Source organism: Micromonospora sp. WMMB482, assembly GCF_019038635.1.
GTDB classification, from domain to species: Bacteria; Actinomycetota; Actinomycetes; order Mycobacteriales; family Micromonosporaceae; genus Micromonospora; species Micromonospora marina.
Genome location: NZ_JAHOPD010000020.1, coordinates 3,087,936 through 3,105,673 on the forward strand (window position 1 = coordinate 3,087,936; position 17,738 = coordinate 3,105,673).

The 17,738-nt window shown below is 66.9% G+C and carries 17 protein-coding genes; 11 read left to right on the plus strand and 6 right to left on the minus strand.

The window, feature by feature from the left end; translation table 11 throughout:
• Positions 1-24: 24 nt before the first annotated feature.
• Positions 25-345: a hypothetical protein gene (locus KSK32_RS15660; RefSeq protein ID WP_216931883.1), complete on the minus strand. Its 321-nt coding sequence runs from the start codon at positions 343-345 to the stop codon at positions 25-27.
• Positions 346-600: 255 nt separating this feature from the next.
• Between KSK32_RS15660 and KSK32_RS15665 the strand changes: the two genes are divergently transcribed.
• The 3 genes from KSK32_RS15665 to KSK32_RS15675 are packed head-to-tail and all read left to right on the plus strand — an operon-like array spanning position 601 to position 2,641.
• Complete coding sequence (locus KSK32_RS15665) at positions 601-1,383, plus strand: transposase family protein (protein ID WP_216930649.1); 783 nt, start codon at positions 601-603, stop codon at positions 1,381-1,383.
• A gap of 43 nt (positions 1,384-1,426) precedes the next feature.
• On the plus strand, positions 1,427-2,170 hold the full coding sequence (locus KSK32_RS15670; RefSeq protein ID WP_216931884.1) for a DUF5919 domain-containing protein: 744 nt from the start codon (positions 1,427-1,429) through the stop codon (positions 2,168-2,170).
• 3 nt (positions 2,171-2,173) lie between these two features.
• The gene (locus KSK32_RS15675; protein ID WP_216931885.1) at positions 2,174-2,641 is read left to right on the plus strand and encodes an NUDIX domain-containing protein; all 468 of its coding nucleotides are present in this window, start codon (positions 2,174-2,176) and stop codon (positions 2,639-2,641) included.
• On the opposite strand, the gene KSK32_RS15680 is transcribed toward KSK32_RS15675, so the two are convergent.
• The 3 genes from KSK32_RS15680 to KSK32_RS15690 form a co-directional block, all read right to left on the minus strand.
• A complete protein-coding gene (locus tag KSK32_RS15680) occupies positions 2,638-3,186 on the minus strand; it encodes an HD domain-containing protein (protein ID WP_254187070.1) in 549 nt (182 codons plus the stop codon). The genes KSK32_RS15675 and KSK32_RS15680 overlap by 4 nt on opposite strands.
• Positions 3,187-4,928: 1,742 nt before the next feature.
• The gene (locus tag KSK32_RS15685) at positions 4,929-6,434 is read right to left on the minus strand and encodes an ATP-binding protein (protein WP_216931886.1); all 1,506 of its coding nucleotides are present in this window, start codon (positions 6,432-6,434) and stop codon (positions 4,929-4,931) included.
• A gap of 1,537 nt (positions 6,435-7,971) precedes the next feature.
• Complete coding sequence (locus tag KSK32_RS15690) at positions 7,972-8,754, minus strand: transposase family protein (RefSeq protein ID WP_216930649.1); 783 nt, start codon at positions 8,752-8,754, stop codon at positions 7,972-7,974.
• Positions 8,755-8,917: 163 nt separating this feature from the next.
• Here KSK32_RS15690 and KSK32_RS15695 point away from each other — a divergent pair, with 163 nt between their 5' ends.
• A complete protein-coding gene (locus tag KSK32_RS15695) occupies positions 8,918-9,208 on the plus strand; it encodes a restriction endonuclease (RefSeq protein WP_374226750.1) in 291 nt (96 codons plus the stop codon).
• Between the two features lie 349 nt (positions 9,209-9,557).
• Here the strand turns inward: KSK32_RS15695 and KSK32_RS34980 are convergent, their stop codons facing one another.
• A complete protein-coding gene (locus tag KSK32_RS34980; protein WP_216931887.1) occupies positions 9,558-9,764 on the minus strand; it encodes a transposase in 207 nt (68 codons plus the stop codon).
• Positions 9,765-10,114: 350 nt separating this feature from the next.
• Here KSK32_RS34980 and KSK32_RS15705 point away from each other — a divergent pair, with 350 nt between their 5' ends.
• Together KSK32_RS15705 and KSK32_RS15710 are read left to right on the plus strand one after the other, a co-directional pair.
• Positions 10,115-11,419: a sodium:proton antiporter gene (locus tag KSK32_RS15705; protein WP_216931888.1), complete on the plus strand. Its 1,305-nt coding sequence runs from the start codon at positions 10,115-10,117 to the stop codon at positions 11,417-11,419.
• A 300-nt stretch (positions 11,420-11,719) separates the two neighbouring features.
• The gene (locus KSK32_RS15710; RefSeq protein WP_216931889.1) at positions 11,720-12,169 is read left to right on the plus strand and encodes a mechanosensitive ion channel family protein; all 450 of its coding nucleotides are present in this window, start codon (positions 11,720-11,722) and stop codon (positions 12,167-12,169) included.
• Positions 12,170-12,196: 27 nt separating this feature from the next.
• Here the strand turns inward: KSK32_RS15710 and KSK32_RS15715 are convergent, their stop codons facing one another.
• Positions 12,197-13,408: a sodium:proton antiporter gene (locus KSK32_RS15715; RefSeq protein WP_216931890.1), complete on the minus strand. Its 1,212-nt coding sequence runs from the start codon at positions 13,406-13,408 to the stop codon at positions 12,197-12,199.
• Positions 13,409-13,551: 143 nt separating this feature from the next.
• Between KSK32_RS15715 and KSK32_RS15720 the strand changes: the two genes are divergently transcribed.
• From KSK32_RS15720 to KSK32_RS15740, 5 genes are read left to right on the plus strand one after another with little or no spacing between them, the layout of a single operon-like run.
• A complete protein-coding gene (locus tag KSK32_RS15720) occupies positions 13,552-14,091 on the plus strand; it encodes an RNA polymerase sigma factor (RefSeq protein ID WP_216936127.1) in 540 nt (179 codons plus the stop codon).
• Positions 14,088-14,894, plus strand: a complete 807-nt coding sequence (locus KSK32_RS15725; protein ID WP_216931891.1) for a zf-HC2 domain-containing protein — start codon at positions 14,088-14,090, stop codon at positions 14,892-14,894. The genes KSK32_RS15720 and KSK32_RS15725 overlap by 4 nt, the downstream gene beginning before the upstream one ends.
• 14 nt (positions 14,895-14,908) lie before the next feature.
• Positions 14,909-15,718: an ABC transporter ATP-binding protein gene (locus tag KSK32_RS15730; RefSeq protein WP_216931892.1), complete on the plus strand. Its 810-nt coding sequence runs from the start codon at positions 14,909-14,911 to the stop codon at positions 15,716-15,718.
• Positions 15,715-17,055, plus strand: a complete 1,341-nt coding sequence (locus KSK32_RS15735) for a hypothetical protein (protein WP_216931893.1) — start codon at positions 15,715-15,717, stop codon at positions 17,053-17,055. The genes KSK32_RS15730 and KSK32_RS15735 overlap by 4 nt, the downstream gene beginning before the upstream one ends.
• A complete protein-coding gene (locus KSK32_RS15740) occupies positions 17,052-17,627 on the plus strand; it encodes a hypothetical protein (RefSeq protein WP_216931894.1) in 576 nt (191 codons plus the stop codon). The genes KSK32_RS15735 and KSK32_RS15740 overlap by 4 nt, the downstream gene beginning before the upstream one ends.
• Positions 17,628-17,738: the final 111 nt, after the last annotated feature.

Sequence of the window (17,738 nt, forward strand, 5' to 3'; positions counted from 1 at the left end):
ACACAGCACGTCGTGCGAAGTGACCTACTTGCCGGCCGAACTACCGTTCTTCGGCTTCAGGGACACCGCCCGGAACGCGACGCCGTTACGCCCGTTGGTCGCCCACGGGATGGCCTCCAACTGCTCGACCGCCAGGAAGTCGCCCACCTTCACGTTCGGCTTCTCTCCCGCCGTGGTGATGGTGATGACCTCCCCGCCGTTCTCGTCGAGGACGAAGACCTGGGTGGACCACATGAGCCGGCCCGTGTTCTTCTCGGACTTCTGGTTGCCGTTCTGGTCGTTCTTCGGCTCCGGGTCCTTCGACGCCGTCACCTGCTTGCTCGTGGTGTCCACGTACAGCTTCACAACAGACCTCCTGTAGTTGAGCGCGTCCCCGGTGGACGACTGCTCTTGTGCGGCTTTGCTCGCACCTCAAGGAGACATCGAAGGAGGTGACGTCGGAACGGCTTTACGGGGACGCTTGGGACGTTTACAGTGAGCCTTTTCCAAGCTGATCTTGCAGCTCAGGGCGGTTGCGGTAGGCCCGGTGATCGATGGGTGCGAGGCTCCAGGTAGGACAGCTGTCGACCAAGACTCGAAGCCCCGACCGGGAGCCTCGCCATGCTGTCCTACCCCGCCACGATTCCGTTGTCCAGCCGCACCCTGAACCACCTCGCCGAACGCATCCGCGGCCACCGTAAGCAGCGCCGATCCCGGTGGCGGCGTCTCGAACCCGGCCGGCAGGCGCTGCTCGCTCTCGCCCATCTGCGCAACGGCGACACCTACACCCGACTCGCGGCCGGATTCGAGATCGGCGTCGCCACTGCTTGGCGCTACGTCCAGGAAGCGATCGCCCTGCTCAGCTCGGCAGCCGATGACCTGGACACCGCGATGCGACGCATCCGGCTGCTGGCGTACGCGATCCTGGACGGCACGCTCATCCCGATCGACCGAGTCGCCGATCAGAGGCTCTACTACAGCGGCAAGCACAAACGCCACGGCGTGAACGTGCAGGTCATCGCGGACGCCGCCGGCCGGCTCGTGTGGGCATCACCGGCACTGCCCGGGTCGGTACACGACCTGACCGCCGCCCGCCATCACGGCATCATCGATGCTCTGACCCGCGCGGATGTGATGACCTTCGCCGATAAGGGCTACCAGGGCGCCCGTGGCAGCGTGCGCACCCCGTTCAAGCGACGCCGCTTCCGCCCGAAGCTGTCACGCCGGCAAAAGGCCGTGAACCGGGCCAACGCCAAGATCCGCGCCCGCGGAGAACGAGCGATCGCCACGCTCAAGACCTGGAAAATTCTGGTCAAGCTGCGCTGCTGCCCACGCCGAGCCACCGCGATCGTCCAGGCCATCCTCGCCCTGCACCACGTCGAAGCGAACCGCTACGCAGGATGAAAATGGCTCAGTGATAGAAACGTCCCCGCCGTGAGGAGTGACGATGGCAAACGAGCGATTGCGAGACGCTCTTGAGCGCTCCCGGATATCTCTCGCCGAGCTGGCACTGTTCACAGAGTGCGACGTCAAAACCGTCAGTCGCTGGCTCGGTGGCAGAGTTCCGCACCCTCGTACTCGCTTCAAAATCGCGAAGCGGCTAAAGGAAGACGAAGAGTACCTGTGGCCAGGAGCCCGAAGAGCCGCTGACGACGCATCGAACTCGGCGGGGATGGTGCAGTTCTACCCGACTCGCGGAGCTGTCCCCCACAACCTCTGGGACAGACTCTTGGAGGAGGCAACGGAGGACGTCGGCATCCTTGTCTACGTCGGGATGTTCCTCACGGAGAAGCCTGATCTGCTTGACCGCCTTCGTGGGAAGGCAAACGCCGGCGCAAGGATCCGAATCCTGCTAGGTGACCGAGACAGTAGCGCCGTAAAACAGCGGAGCGTCGAGGAGGGAATCGGACGCGAGACGATTTCGGCGAAGATCGACCACGCCAACGCCTTCTTCCGGCCGCTGCGCGGCGTGGCAGGGGTCGAGGTGAGAAGGCACTCAACTGTCCTCTACAACTCGATCTACCGCTTCGACAGGGAAATGATCGTCAACCCGCATGTCTACGGCAAGACAGCGCCCATGGCGCCGGCGATGCACCTACGGAAGACTGCAACCTACGGCCTCTTCGATACCTACGCCGCTAGCTTCGAGGCGGTCTGGGAGTCGTCGGGGCCGCCAGAAGGCGAGCTCTAGCAGATGCCAAAGACCGACTACCTCAACGATCCGCGAGCGCCGCGAGCCAACTCACTAGTGGTAGCTGTGACTGTCTTCGTTCAAGATGACGTCGGCCGCGTACTTCTCATCCGGCGCTCCGACAACCGCCTCTGGGCTCTGCCAGGAGGAGCGCAAGATCTGGGAGAGTCGACGGCACAAGCAGCCAGACGAGAAGTCGAGGAAGAAACAGGGCTGCACGTCAAGCTAACCGGCGTGTCCGGTATCTACTCCGACCCGGGGCATGTCATCGCATACGACAACGGCGAGGTGCGGCAGGAGTTTGCGATCTGCTTTCGTGCCCGACCGATCGGCGGCGCGCTACGAACCAGTGACGAATCGCCAGAGGTGAAGTGGGTCGAGCCGGAGGCCATCGAGAAGCTTCCTATCCACCCGTCCATGCTCCTACGAATCCGGCACGGCTTGAAGGACGACGCGCCCTACCTTGGCTAACCGGCCACGGCTTGGAGCCGGGTGCTTGTTCTTGATATCGCGTCGGCTAAGTCCTGCTGGGCGCTGTCGATGAAAGCCGTAACCAGGTCGCCGGGACCATACCGCCTCTTGATCTCGGCAACTCTGCTCGCGAAGTCCGTAGGCTCCCCGTCGGGGGTCGTGGTGAGGTCGCACGTCCAAAGCGCGTCTCTCACCGGACCTTCTTCGTCGTGAAAGGCAGCTAGCTGTTCGTCAAGCCCACGTAGACGAGCCTCCCTAACAGCACAGGAGTGATGCGCTACCAGGTGGACCAGGCGATCGGGCGCGTCCAAGTCTCGAAGATAGATCGCACCATCCAGCGGATGAAAGCCTGTCGTAGCTAGGTGAGGCGCGTAGCCGACATCGTGAAGAATCGCGGCTGCCTCCAACAAAGGTCCGTCATCACCGACAGCCGCAGTAAGAGTCCGGGCCTTTAGGGCAACACCCTGAACGTGAGCCCACCGGCGAGGCAGCGTGCCTGAAAGGTTCTGGCGAGAGACCTCGTAGGCCCACGAGACGAGCGACATGTACAGACGATAGCGCCAGCCACGGCTCACCAAAACCGCCTGGCCGGCCAGCTGCCGGCGGTGTCCGGTCTCAGGACCTGCGGGACAGATCAGTCTCGGGACGTGGGTGACACGACCGGCTAGACGATCATCCGTCGCGCCTTGGTAACTGGGAGCGGGCGAGGTGTCGCGGGACGGTGGGAGGAGTCAGTGGTTCCGCGGGAGTGGGAGGCCCGCGCTGCGGAAGGCGCGGCGGACACGGCGTGCGTCTCGATTGCGGTATCCCAATCGCGGTCGGCCGAAGCGTTCCAGCTCGACGGCGACGGCGATGCCCGCATCCCTTAGTAGGTGCGCCATGTGCTGAACGGCTTCAACGTCATCGGTCCAGGTATAGGTGGTTCGCATTGCTGCCCACCTGCGCCGGTCTGCTACGACCACGCTGGCCATCGCGGCTGCAGCGCAGACCGGCGTGGCGATCCACGTGTTGGCGCCGCTGATGGGTGCCACGACTAGACCGACTCCTGCCCCGGCTGCGCATAGACCGGCGACGGCGGCCCAACCACCGGCATTGAAATCAGCAGTGCGGAAAAGTCCTCCATGGTGAGCGAACCTCCGCCATGAGAGATACGTCGAGGATCGGGAGCGCTGCATGAACCCATGTTCCCACCCACACGGTGGGGGTGAGGCCGGTTCACTCCACCACGCTTGGCGGAGTGTCATCCAGGTCCTGATACCGATGTGTCACGCAGGTCCCGAGACCGGACAGCCAGCTGCCGGCGAGCCAGCTGCCGGCGATGATGTGCAAAGTTTCTGTACGTCTTCAAGGCGGCCCGAGGCGGGCCGCACGCGCCGCCGCCTGGGCGCGCGCCGGCCGCGCCGCTGTCGCTCTGCGGCCGTCACGCCTGATGCCCGGCGGCTGGCGCGAACAGCGGGAAGCCCGGAGGGCCGCCGCAGAACGACAGACCGTTGACCGGGTGTGGGTGGGCCGGCAGCCGGCCGGGCCGCGCGGCCACGAGCCCGCGCGGCGTAGGGAAGCGGACGCCGGCCGCGTCGGCGAGCTGACGGCGGTCGCGGGGTTGCGGCTACTGCGCCTCCGGCGGGGGCGCTCCGGCTCCAGGATGGCCGGGGCTCCGTCGGCGGGTCGCGGTCCGTGGGTGGTTGCGGTGGGCCATCCCGCCTGCCATCGACCCGGGCAAGCCGAGCAGACCACCGCCCAACCCGCCAGCGTTCGTACGGGCGTCAAGGCCGTCTTGACGTGGCGGGCCGGGCGGCGGCCCGCTCCCCAGGAGGGCGGGTCGATGGCACACGGGATGGCAGGCACCTGAACGTGTGATCAGTATCACTAAAGACGTCGGCGTGTCGCGGCTTAGAGGCATCCGGGCGTCACTACGCTCCGACCAGCTAGGCTGGTTTCAGCGTCGGAGCGTAGTGACGCCCGGATGCGCGGGGGTTGGTGGCTCGCGCCTTGAACTCCACCAGACGCTGCACCGCTGGAAGGACCTCCCCGGCACCGAGATGCTGGCGATCTTGCGTCAGCATCCCGTGCTGCCAGTTCCGGGGCCTCATCAAATACCCGTCAAACAAACTTGGCAGGAGTTTGGCCGGGCCAGAGGACCGTCTTGAGCCCTAAAGGCCCTTTGTCCTCCAAGTTTCGCCTTGGCGGAGCAGCAAACCATCAAATGGCCGTCAAAGAGGCTCCGGCTGCGTCTCTGCTGCTCAGGGGCCCCCATCCAGCCTGTGGGGCGTCCTCTGCAAGTTAGCCGTCAAGCAAGCCCGGAAGTTGGACGCGGCACATGGTCTGGTGCCGCCCACCAAGGGACGTACTCCCTGAGCTTGAGGGGAGCGTTCGGGTCCCGCAAAGCGATCATGCCCTCTTCCAAGGCTTCCTTGATCAACCTTGAGGCCTTGGCGCTGTTGCGAGCTTCGATCCCAAACCTCTCCCGGATGGAGGTGTTTGTGACTTGTTGGCGGGTGACGTGTCGTAGACAGGCATGCAGGTAGACCGCTCGCACTCGGTCGGCCCGATCCATGTCCTTCAGGCTCCGTTGGCCAAACAACGTGACACGGGTGTGCTCAGCGGTTACTTCGACCAGTGGTGCGGGCAGTTGGTGAAACTCGATCTCAAACCCTACTTTGTCCCACCCGCTTCCTCTCTCTTCGCAGATGCCCCCGCGGCGCATTAGCGCAGCCATCCTCTCATTGCGAGAACGCGGCGGACTGTCGATGAAACGCAATGGGTCGACCAGGGGAACGCCGGGGTTCGTGATCTCGATCCTGTCTTCGAAGATCTCCACCATCGGTCCCGTGCCCGTCAAAGAAAAGTCTTGATGAATGAGGGCGTTGGCTACCAACTCGCGTACGGCAAGGTCAGGATACATCTTAACGGTTTGCCGTAGGGCCTGGCCGATGACTTCATTGGAGGGGAGTAGGCCGTTAATGTAACCAATGAGACCACCGAAGCCAGCGGCGTAACCGTGAACTCCAGCCTGTTCCTTGATGGTCTCAACTCGGCTGTTTCCCCTATACTGAATGACCCTTACTGCTTTTCGTCGGGTCGAAGTGAAATCCTTCATGTCATGGGCGAACAGAAGTGCCCCAAGGTTCGTGATGCTCCATAGGCCGTCATCCTCGCGGATGACCATTCCCTCTGCTGAGAGGACGTCGAGAATCCCAGCTCGGTTCTCTGGAAGGGGCATCTTCATTAGATGGAAGTAGGCTGGATAGTCGAGCCTTGCGGTTACGTCGGCCGCTTGGAGTCGGTCGGCTGCGATACCTTCTTCGTAAGAGCTCAGAAGGAAGGATTTCCAAAGTTCTCTTGCCGCAGCGGGATGGTCCTTCAACTTTTTTTTGTGGGACCCAATGCGAATGTATTCCTCGCCCCTGAAACTGATTGGGCGGTGGCTCGCACGTTCCACTTCGAGGAGTACGAGTTCGAAGCCATCCAGGGACAGCTCATAAAACGAAAAGGCAACTTGCGGGGAGATTAGGCGAGTAAGCCAATTCTCCAAGTTCTCGTTCCCAACCTTAGCCTGGAAAGGCTTGAAGGTCGTGCCGACGAGATCGCGGGTTGCGTCTTGAATGCCCCAGATCAGATAGCCTCGCTCGTGGCTTGCTCTCGCAGCGGAGTTAGCAAGCGCTGAGATGTATTGCCCAATCATCTCAGGATCGGCGTTATTGACCTTGTCCTCAAGCCACTCAATCTCACGTGGCAGCGTGATCAGTTCTCGGACCAAGGTGGCCAGCTGCGCGGCCGTCCGTGTGGAGCCCACCACTGCCTCCTTGGGTAGATCGCCTTGTAGGTCTGCGTAGCCTGGCCGGTCAAGCAGGTGGCGCTAGTCCACCCTGTATTAGATCAAGCTGCTGTCTGACCAGCATCATTACCCCGCCAAGCTGCATCGTTGCCTGTAGGCAGCTCGAGGTCGGCCCAGCCAACCGGCTACAGCTCAACACCGTTGTAACGAGGCTGGAGGCGGCAGAGCGACCGACCCTCCGCCCGGTAGTCCGCGCTGAGGCCCGACTGCCCTCACTCCACCGCTCGAAAGATCGTCACCCTCGGTGCTCCTACTTTCTCATAGAGTTGCCTACCCGCTACTGTCATCAGAGTCTCATCTGGACACAGGGGAGGGGCCCATGGGGCAGCGCAGGAGTTTGATCGGCCAGATCCTTCACGCGCGTCAGCAGGCCAAGAAGCAGCAGGCGGCAGCGGAGCGCCGCATGCATCAGCAGATGATGATCGAAGAGCGCAAGGCCGCCGCAGCCCTAAAGCGAGATGCAAAGCTGGCCGAGACGGCGGCAAAGCGGGCCGAGGCTGAACGCCTGAAGGAAGAGGCGAGGGTGAAGCGTCTTGCCGCTCAGGAGGTGGCGAAGGCTGAGCGTGATGCCATTAAGGAAAAGCGGGAACGCGAGCGTCGACAGGCGGCCGAGATGCAGAAGCAAGCGGCAGCCCAGCGTGAGGCTTCTCAGGCTGCATTGGCTCGAAAGCTGGCTGAGGCGGAGTTTAGGACAGTGGCGGTGCGTCGCAAGGTTGAGGGTTTTGCATCGCTCCTTCAGTCTCGGAATCGTTCTGCCGGTTCAAAGAAGCTCGAACTCGAAGCTGCCTTGAAGAATGGCGGTGAGTCAGCATTTGTTGAGCGGCTCCAGCATGCACTTGCGCAATCTCGGTATCCGGAGGGGTTAAGTGGCAAGGTTGCGGCGCTTTATGATTGCCCATCCCGTGAACTGTTAATCGAGTACGAGTTTCCGTTGCAGGGCGTTGTGCCGATGGCCACGGAGTACCGCTTCACGAAGGCAAAAGGCGTAACGCCTGTGCCGCGCAAAGAGGCTGAAGTAAAGAGGTTGTATGCCGATCTGCTGGCGCGTCTTACGCTTCGAACTTTGGCTGAAGTGTTCGATGTCACCCCGGACGCCTTGGTGCAGAGCGTTGTCTTCAACGGCTATGTATCTACTCGGGATAAGGCAACTGGCCGTGCCGTGCGCCCGCTATTGATCAGCATCGGATCGGAACGAGGGCGGTTCGCCGAAATCGTGCTTGATGAACCCGAGCTTGATCCCGTTCTTTGCCTCCGCGCCCACCTGAACGCTGTCGTGTCGCCACATCCTTACGACCTGGAGGGAGTGAGGCCTGTGGCGACTTTTGACTTGTCCAAGTACCGCTTCGTTGATGAGATGGATGTCGTTGCTGGCCTGGACAGTCGCCCCGACTTGTTGCATCTGAAGCCGGTTGAGTTCGAGCACCTCATCCGCCAGCTCTTTGAGTCGATCGGCATGAAGTCGTGGGTGACGCAAGCGTCGAAGGATGAGCCATTTTCATCCTGCGTAGCGGTTCGCTTCGACGTGGTGCAGGGCGAGGATGGCCTGGACGATCGCGGTGGCTCGGCGTGGGCAGCAGCGCAGCTTGACCAGAATTTTCCAGGTCTTGAGCGTGGCGATCGCTCGTTCTCCGCGGGCGCGGATCTTGGCGTTGGCCCGGTTCACGGCCTTTTGCCGGCGTGACAGCTTCGGGCGGAAGCGGCGTCGCTTGAACGGGGTGCGCACGCTGCCACGGGCGCCCTGGTAGCCCTTATCGGCGAAGGTCATCACATCCGCGCGGGTCAGAGCATCGATGATGCCGTGATGGCGGGCGGCGGTCAGGTCGTGTACCGACCCGGGCAGTGCCGGTGATGCCCACACGAGCCGGCCGGCGGCGTCCGCGATGACCTGCACGTTCACGCCGTGGCGTTTGTGCTTGCCGCTGTAGTAGAGCCTCTGATCGGCGACTCGGTCGATCGGGATGAGCGTGCCGTCCAGGATCGCGTACGCCAGCAGCCGGATGCGTCGCATCGCGGTGTCCAGGTCATCGGCTGCCGAGCTGAGCAGGGCGATCGCTTCCTGGACGTAGCGCCAAGCAGTGGCGACGCCGATCTCGAATCCGGCCGCGAGTCGGGTGTAGGTGTCGCCGTTGCGCAGATGGGCGAGAGCGAGCAGCGCCTGCCGGCCGGGTTCGAGACGCCGCCACCGGGATCGGCGCTGCTTACGGTGGCCGCGGATGCGTTCGGCGAGGTGGTTCAGGGTGCGGCTGGACAACGGAATCGTGGCGGGGTAGGACAGCATGGCGAGGCTCCCGGTCGGGGCTTCGAGTCTTGGTCGACAGCTGTCCTACCTGGAGCCTCGCACCCATCGATCACCGGGCCTACCGCAACCGCCCTGAGCTGCAAGATCAGCTTGGAAAAGGCTCGATGAAGGCGTAGATGGGGTTGCGATCAACGAGGACCCGATCGTTGGCGGATTGTGCATAATTCAGGCAAAGCGATACAGTAAGATCGTCGGCCTGGAAGCCATTCATGCGCTTGCTGGAGTTATGGACCATATGCGTGCCGCTAAAGGGGTGCTGGTTACGACATCATGGGTCGGCAAAGCGAGCCGTGATTTTGCGGCAGCGAACGGCCGGATCGAGATCATCGAGGGGCGCAACCTGAAGCACCTACTGAAGGAGCATCTGGGCCTGGACGTCCTCATCAGCCTGGAAAAACTGCCCCCGGGCTGGACCAGGGAAGATTTGCATTAGGTGGTCGACAACAACGTTGACTGCAGGCCGCCGGACGGTGGCACGCTGACGAACGCCGGGGCGGACGAAGTCTTGGAGGGTGCAGCCGTTGCCCGGACTGGTTTAGCAAGATCCGGAGCATGTGCGGAATGATCATGCGTGTCGCTGAAGAGCCAACCGGTGTATGTCCTGGTAGATCGAGGGGTGACCCAGCAGGCGCTACACCCTTCCTAAACCGTGTGTCGCAGGTTCGAATCCTGCCGGGGGCACCAAGACAAGGCCGTGGTGGACCTGGTCGTGTGGGCCGCCCAGCAGGCTCTTCAGCCGGTGATGGATGCCCTCGGCGTATCGTGGTCGTCCACCCCCGACCTCACCGCCAACGAGCCCGGGCGATCTCGACAACCTTGTCCGCGACCGACAACCCGTCCCCACCCGCGGCGGTCGCAGCGGCCCCGGTCCGGCGTTCCGCGCCGCGGACCCAGTTGCGCAGGGGCTCGTGACTCATCCCGAGCTCACGCGCGACCTGGTTGATCGGCCGCTGCGACGAACGGACCAGGTCCAGTCTCAGGGTGCCCACATCTCAGGGGCAAACCTATAGCGGCGGCGCTTCGCGTCGCGGTCATTCCCGGCGCCATTGCCGACGAGCCGACACGGCCGCCCGGTGGGCTACCTGCGCACCGTCATGATCGCTGCCGACCTACCCTTTCCGGGAGAGGAGAAGCGTTCGTGACCTGGTGATCGTCACTCGGGAGACGCGCGGTGCCGCAGGTCGCTGCGCAGGACGGCCGGTGGCGGGGGAGAGCAGTCGTCCCGGACCTCCCCGTGCTGTCAGGGCGAGCGCGGGTTACCGTGGCGCGGCATGTCACGCTCGGGGAAGCAGCGGAGTCTGGCCGGCAGCGTGACGACCTATGTCCCGGAAGGCGTCCTGTGCTGCTCCTGTGCTTCGCCGCTGTCCTCCTGGCCGCCGTCCTCGTGTCTGCGCTGGCCAAACGGACCATCCTGTCCACCGCTGCGCTGTTCCTGGCTGCCGGGTTCGTGCTCGGTGAGGACACCACCGGGGTGCTGCACCTACGGGCCGACTCCCCGATCGTCGCGCAACTGGCGGAACTGGCGCTGTTCGCGGTGCTGTTCACCGATGGGATGCGCGTCGGCTGGGCCGACCTGCGCTCGGCGTGGCGGCTGCCCGGGCGCGCCCTGGGATGGGGACTGCCGCTCACCCTGCTCATCACTGCGGTGCTCGCCCACTGGGTCGCCGGACTGGACTGGCCGGAGGCGCTGCTGGTCGGGGCGGTCCTCGCCCCGACCGACCCGGTCTTCGCCGCCGCGCTGGTCGGCAACGACAAGGTTCCCGCCCGGCTACGGCATCTCCTCAACGTCGAGTCAGGTGTCAACGACGGTCTGGCGCTGCCGTTCGTCGTGGTGCTGCTCGCGATCGCGGCCGGCTCGGAGGACCTGCACCTCGGCGAGTTGGGCACCGAGCTGGCGGTCGGGCTGCTGATCGGTGTTCTGGTGCCGTTGGCCGCGATCGCGCTGGAGCGGACCCGCTGGTTCGCCGCCTCGGCGGCGTACGAGCCGCTCAACGGGGTGGCGATCGGGCTGCTGGTGCTGGCGCTGGGTAAGGCGACCCACGGCAACCTGTTCCTCGCCGCGTTCGCCGCCGGGATCACCGTGGCGACCTTCGGGCCGCGGCAGCGAGTAGCGTTCGAGCACTTCGGGGAGAACGTCGCCGAGCTGTTGAAACTGGCCGCGCTGCTGGTGTTCGGGGCGCTGATCTCGGTGGAGTTCCTCGGGGAGATCTCCTGGGCCGGCTGGGCCTTCGCCGTCCTGGCGATCGTGGTGGCCCGACCGGTGGCGCTGTGGGTCTCCTTCTTGCGCTCGGGTCTGGGCCTGCGGGAGCAGGCCGCCGCGATGTGGTTCGGGCCGAAGGGCTTCGCCTCGGTGGTCTACGGACTGCTGGTACTCGAGTCCGGCATCGCCGCCGGCGACGAGGTGTTCCACCTGGTGGCGCTGACCATCGTCATCTCGATCCTGGCGCACTCCTCGACCGACGTCGTGGTCGCGCGGGCCTTCGACGAGGACCGCGAGACGCCCGCCTGGCACGGGGTGGTGCGCCGGATCCGGCGGCGGGTCGGGCGGTCTGCGGGGACGCCGCCGCAGACGGCCGAGCCCGTCTCCGGCGACGGTGCCGCCCGCCGCGACGGTCCCGGCGACGGTCAGGCCGGCACGGAGTAGCGCAGCTACCGGTACGGCCGGCCGGCGCTCCCGTAGGACACGCCGACGCAACCCCGCGCATCACCTCACCGGGCGCTACGGATGGCGGCGTTCGCGAGATCCCCCGCCGACGGTTGCCCAGGCTGGGGACCAGCGCCGAGAACGGTGGGTGAGCGGCATGGAGCGGTTCCTGGAGGCTGTCTGGGACACCAGCGGCGTGAGCGGTCGTTTCGTGACGAGCGCTGTTCTCCTCGCCGTCCGGGGAGCGGCTCCTCCTCCGACCCGGACTCGTGGATTCACGGCCGTCAGTGCATCGGACGGGTGGTGTCGCTGTCGAACCACCTCGTGTTCGCCGCGCCGGTGCACAACAGCAGCACCGTACCGGACCACCTGTGGGAGGAACTGACGCTGCCCATCCCCTACGAGGCGGACTGGCACCTGGCGGAGCGCATCCTGTGCGAGGAGGCGCGGGACGTCTCTTCGACCGCCGAGGCGCGACGCGCCGTCGAGCAGATGCGCCACCGCTACCCGGTCGCCGAGGCGGAGGTCCACGCCCGCGTCTTCGTCCGCGCCACCCCGAACCGGGTCGAGCTGTCTGCCCGGTTCGTGGTGCTGGTACGGGCCGCCCGGCAGGTCAAGCACCAGGTCACCCGCCGAGCGCTCGACCGTCTCGCAGAGAACGGCGTACGCGTGGCACCGGTGACGCAGGACAGCACCGTCCACCCACCGCAGCCGCCCAGAACGGCCACCGGCCCGGCCGACCGGGGATGATGCCGGCCGCGGGCGCAACGAGCGCCCTCAGCCGGCGGACTCCGACGACCGCCGGGCATACCAGCGGCGACCGGGCGTGGCGGTGACGCCGTGCACCACCGTGCTCGCCACCACCACCAGGCTGCCGGCCGCCCACAACCGGGGATCCCGGGCCCCCTCGCCCTCGCTGTGGGTCAGATAGAACAGCGCCGACACGCCGATCGGCCCGAACCAGCCCAGGAACACCACACTGCGCCAGGACAGACCCAGCGCGGGTTTCAGCGCCAGCACCACCGGTAGGCGGCGCAACAGCAGCACCAGGAACACGAACGCGGCCAGGGGCCACCCGAGATCACGCCAGTCCCGCCACGGCACCTCGACACCCAGCAGGAAGAACACCGGCAGTACCAGGTAACGGGTCAGCGCGTCGTCGAGTTGTTGCTCCGACGCCCGCGACCGGTCCCCGATTACCGCGTTGTACGTCAGGCCGGCGACGAACACGGCGAGGATCCCGTCCGTACCGGCCACCCGGGCGACGCCCAGCGCGGCGATCCCGAGCACCAGCGTGAAGACCAGCAGGGAACCGCCGTCGACGTCCTCCCGGGCCTCGGCCGCCGTGACGGCCCGGCCGGCGGCGTAGCCGACCGCAACCCCGATCACCACCGCGCCCAGCACCGCCCATCCCGCCTCCAGGACACGCCCCCCGATTGATCCTGACGTCACCACGGACAGCGCGAGGACGACGAAGACGAAGGCGAGGCCGTCGTTGGCGCCGGACTCGCCGCTGATCACTTGCCGCAGCCGCGCCGGAAGCTGCTGCTCGGCCGGTCCACCGGAGACCACACTGGAGGCCAGGACCGGGTCCGTCGGTGTCACGCAGGCGCCGAGCAGCACCGCCAGAGCCACCGGGAGGCCGAGGACCAGCCAGGCGAGACCGGCGCTGACCACCGCCATGCCGGCCATCGCCACGGCGAGGAGCACCGCGACCGGGCGGATCACCGACCGATAGTTCGGCAGCGGAAAACGCAGCGCGACCGCCATCAGCGAGATGGCCAGCAGCACCCGGCCGGCCTCCAACGTGAACACCGTCATCTGCTGGTGCGGCAGGTCGATCAGCCCGAGGACCGGGCCGGCCAGTACGCCCAGCAACAGGGCGAGCAGTGGTTCACTGACCGGTGCCCGGCGGATCGAACTGGACCAGAAGGCCAGTAGTACCCCCAGGACACCCACCAGCGCGTAACCGAGGTGCAGCCGTTCCATCCCTGCCCGCTACCCCCGTGCCTGCTGACCCACACCCGATCAAGGCGCTCGCCGGGGACAGTGCGGGTCGCCCCCGCAGAGTTCGATGTGACCCGAGAGCTGGTCGTACCGGAGAGAACCTGATCTTGGGCGTCGGCGTCTGTATGGGCGTGAGGGAAGACGAAGGGGAGTTGCTGCGGCGGATCGCGCGTGGCGACGGCGCGGCGTTCGACGAACTGTATCGTCGCACGTCCCCGTGGCTGCTCGTTCGTCTCCGCCGTCGCTGCGCCGACGACGACCTGATTGCTGACGTCCTTCAGGAGACGTATCTCGCGGTGTGGCGGGCCGCCGACTCCTACGCGGGCGTGAGTGCCGGTAGCGCCCTCGGCTGGCTGTGGTCGATCGCCGCGCGGCGGCTCGTCGACGGATTCCGGCGGCGAGCGAGGGATTCCCAGGCGGTGCCGCTGCCGCTGGCCTTGGAGAATCCACCGGCGGCTGAGGACGTGGTACTCGCCGGCGCGATCGGCGACGACATCGGTGACGCGCTGCGCCGCCTGGCACCGGAACTGCGCCAGGTGCTGCACGCCCTGGTGTTGGACGGACTCTCGGTCCGGGAGACCGCGATCATGCTCGGTCTTCCGGAGGGAACCGTGAAGACTCGCGCCCGTCGTGCGCGACTGGCACTCCGGGAGGCGTTGTCGTGAACGCACACATCTCCGCCAGGGCGTTGGGTCGCTACGCCGCTGGTGATCCGGCTGTCGCGCCGGACGTCCTGTGGGCGATGGAGACACATCTGGAGCGGTGTGCCGCCTGCCGGAGTCGACTGGCGGACGCCATCGACGGTGACGCGGTGGCGCTGTTGGCTTCCGTCCGGGTGCGGGTGGACGCGGCGATCTCCGCCGCCGCGCCGGCAACCGTCCGGCGTCGGTGGATGCCTGCGCCGTCCGGCCGGTGGGTGACGCCGGTGTTCGTTCCGTGGCTCGCGACGACGGTGCTGGTGGTGCTGGTCGCGCTCGGGTTCGACCTGGCTGTCGCCGGCCGCGGTGCGGCGCTGCCATCGCTGGTGGTGCTCCTGGCGCCGGTCGCGCCGCTCCTCGGGGTCGCCACCGCCTGGACCCGGCGGCTCGATGCGGCCCACGAACTGGTCGTGGCGACCGCGCGGGCCGGCCTCGGGATGGTGCTGCGACGAACCCTCGTCGTGCTCGTCGTGGTGATTCCGGTGCTGGCGGTGGCCGGTTGGCTGGTCGGCGCATCCCCGGCCCGCTGGTTGATGCCCTGCCTGGCCTTCACCGCGTGTGCGCTGGCGCTCGGCAAGGTGGTCGGCCTACCCAGAGCGGCGGGGGGCCTGGCGCTGCTGTGGGCGATGGTGGTCGTCGGCCCGAGCATCATCACCGCCCGGCTACCGGTGCTGCTGACCGAGGCCGCTCTGCCGGGCTGGGCGGCGCTGACCGCGGTGGTGGCTGTCGTCCTCGCGTCTCGGCGCAGTGGTTACGCGGAGCTTCGATGAGCAGGAGATGCGGAATGAGGAAGGTGATCGGTGCCGCCCTCCTGGCACCGACGACGTACGCATGGGCGATCCGGGCGGCGGGGCTTCGGGTGCGAGCGGGCAGACACCTTGCCGTCGATGGTCTCGACCTGTCGTTGGGCAACGGTGTGCACGGGCTGCTCGGACCCAACGGTGCCGGTAAGACGACACTGATGCGGGCGCTCGCGACCGTGTCACGCCCGGCCGGCGGTGAGCTCGAACTACTCGGTCATGCCGTGCACGCACGACCCGACCTGAGGGCGTTGCGTCGGTCGATCGGCTACCTGCCGCAGGAATTCGGGTTCTACGGCCGGTTCACCGTGCGGGAGTTCGTCGAATACCTCGCCTGGCTGAAGGAGGTGCCGGGGCACGACATCCCGGACGCGGTCCAGCGTGCGCTGGAACGGGTGGGCCTGGCGGAGCGTGCCGGCTCTCGCATGAAGGCACTGTCCGGTGGGATGGTACGGCGAGCCGGCATCGCGCAGGCGATCGTCAACGACCCGGAGATTCTGCTGCTGGACGAGCCGACGGCCGGTCTCGACCCCGAGCAGCGGATGGCTTTCCGCTCGCTGCTGCGCGAGCTGGGCGGGCAGAGCTGCGTCGTCGTCTCCACCCATCTGGTGGAGGACGTGGTTGCCGCCTGCACGAACGTGGTGCTGATGGATGCCGGCCGGCTGGTGTTCCAGGGTGTTCCGACGGATCTCGTGGAGCTGGGCCGCGAGGGGGTCGGCGACAGTTCGGCCGAACGCGGGTACACGGAACTGTTGCGCCGGCACCGCGCCGCGGCAGGGGGCGGCACCGCATGAGCGGCCGGATCCTCCGGATCGAGATCCGTCGCTCGTCGGCGCTCTGGTTGGCCCTGGGCGCCGCACTGCTCGGTACGCCCTTGCTGTATCTCGCCGTGGACGGTTGGGGCGGACGGTGGATGTTGCTGGCGCTCTGGCAGCGGGAGTACCTGTTCATCCTCTGGCCCATGGCGCTCGGCCTGGGCGCGTGGCAGGCAGGGCGCGACCGTCGTAGCCGCACCGGGGAACTGGTCGCGGCGACCGCCCGTCCGCGGTGGCAGCGGGTGCTGCCGGCGGCCGTGTCGATGGCGCTCTGCGGGGCCGCCGGCTACGGCCTGATGTACGCCGGCGGTGCGGCCCAGGTCGCGGCCTACGCGAGCTACCTGCCGCGCCAGTCCATCGTGATAGCCGGTGTCGGCGTCCTCTGGGTGGTGTCCGGCGTCTGGCTCGGCATGACCGTCGGGGCGCTCGCGCCGGCACGGCTGACTCCGCCGCTCACCGCCGTCGTCGGTGCCACCGTGGCGCTCGTCGCCATCACCGACCGGGGGTACGCCCACGTGCCGAAGGCCGTCCACCTGCTGACCCCGTCACCGTTCGGCTTCTGGGGCGACTTCGTGACGGTGCTGGGCAGAGTCAGCGTCGCACACACCGTCTGGCTGGTCGGCCTGGCGGTGAGTGCGCTCGCCGGCTTCCTCTGCTCCACCCGGACCACCCGGACGGCGGCGGTCCTGCCAGCCGTGGCCGCGGCCGTGGTGGCCCTGGCGATACTCCCCGCCGGCCGGCAGCGGCTGCCGGTGCCCGATGCGGCGGCCGCCGCGCTGGTCTGCGACTCCGAGCCGGAGCCCGCCGTGTGTGTCACCAGGGTCCATGCCAGCGCACTGACCGATCTGCGGGACCCGGCGCGGCAGGCGCTCGCGACGCTGTCGGCGAAGCTCCCGCAGGCACCGACCGCGGTTCACGAGACACCCGAATCCTGGTACGAGATTCCGCCCGCCCCGCAACCGCAGGACGTGCTGCTCGTGGAACTCGAGCTCGCTTCCTGGGGTGGGGCCAAGGGAGGTCCGGACGAACTGCGGTGGCGTCTCCTGGACGGGGCGGGCACCCGGCCGTGTGCGTACACCCTCGGAAACCCCGACGCGGCCCGGGCGAACCGCGTCGCGCGGCTGGCCGCGGCCGCCTGGCTGATCGACGGCGCACCACCGGCCGGCCCGGACCGCGACGCGGCACTCCAGACGTGGCAGGCACTCGGCGCGCTCCCGGCGGCCGAACAGCGGGACCGGGTCGCCGCACTGCGCAAGGCGGCGTTGGCCTGCACCGAGGTGAACCTGCTCGACATCCTGGTCGGTGACGAGGGATGAGATGGCTCACGTTGTACCTGCGATGCCGGGGGGTCTTTGCCGCCGCCGGGGCGGCAGCGGCCGGCGTACTCGTGTCGTGGTGGCTGGGACAGGCGGCCGATGAGCCGCGGCTCAGGCTCGCGGTCGCGTCGTTGTCCGCGCTCGTCGCCACCGTCGCGTTCGGGCCCGGGCTCACCGGCGCCGATCCCGAGCTGGAGCGGACGGCTTCCCTCGCGTGGCAGCCCCGTCGTGCCGCGCACCTCCTGGCTGTGATGGCCACCGCGGCCCTCATCTCCGCGGCGCCGGTGCTGACCGGCGAATCACTGGCGAAGACGGCGCTGATGATCCGGGACACCGCCGGGCTCGCTGGGCTCCTCGCCATCGGAGCCGCCTGGGGTGCGCAGTGGGCCTGGCTCCTCCCGGTCGGGTGGACGCTGGTGGTGGTGCTGTCCGGACCGGCGAGCGGGCACGTGTACCAGGAGGTTCTGACCTGGATGCTGCAACCGACGGGCACCACCTCAGCCGCCGTCTCCGCCGCCACCATCGCCGTCGCCGGCGTCATCACCCACGCCTTTCTCGGTGGCCGTCGTTAGCATCCGCCCCGCGGAACACCGGCCGGAAAGTTGCGCCGGCCGCCGCTGTGCCTGAGGTTGATTCGGTACGGAGCACTCTGCGAGCCGAGACGCCGGGCGAAATGGGGTGGA

What these genes read in the sequence shown, in the direction of transcription:
- KSK32_RS15665 (WP_216930649.1), top strand. Translation starts at nt 601, where the DNA reads ATGCTGTCCTACCCCGCCACGATTCCGTTGTCCAGCCGCACCCTGAAC.
- KSK32_RS15670 (WP_216931884.1), top strand. Translation starts at nt 1,427, where the DNA reads ATGGCAAACGAGCGATTGCGAGACGCTCTTGAGCGCTCCCGGATATCT.
- KSK32_RS15675 (WP_216931885.1), top strand. Translation starts at nt 2,174, where the DNA reads ATGCCAAAGACCGACTACCTCAACGATCCGCGAGCGCCGCGAGCCAAC.
- KSK32_RS15680 (WP_254187070.1), bottom strand. Translation starts at nt 3,186, where the DNA reads ATGTCGCTCGTCTCGTGGGCCTACGAGGTCTCTCGCCAGAACCTTTCA.
- KSK32_RS15690 (WP_216930649.1), bottom strand. Translation starts at nt 8,754, where the DNA reads ATGCTGTCCTACCCCGCCACGATTCCGTTGTCCAGCCGCACCCTGAAC.
- KSK32_RS15715 (WP_216931890.1), bottom strand. Translation starts at nt 13,408, where the DNA reads ATGGAACGGCTGCACCTCGGTTACGCGCTGGTGGGTGTCCTGGGGGTA.
- KSK32_RS15720 (WP_216936127.1), top strand. Translation starts at nt 13,552, where the DNA reads ATGGGCGTGAGGGAAGACGAAGGGGAGTTGCTGCGGCGGATCGCGCGT.
- KSK32_RS15730 (WP_216931892.1), top strand. Translation starts at nt 14,909, where the DNA reads ATGAGGAAGGTGATCGGTGCCGCCCTCCTGGCACCGACGACGTACGCA.
- KSK32_RS15735 (WP_216931893.1), top strand. Translation starts at nt 15,715, where the DNA reads ATGAGCGGCCGGATCCTCCGGATCGAGATCCGTCGCTCGTCGGCGCTC.
- KSK32_RS15740 (WP_216931894.1), top strand. Translation starts at nt 17,052, where the DNA reads ATGAGATGGCTCACGTTGTACCTGCGATGCCGGGGGGTCTTTGCCGCC.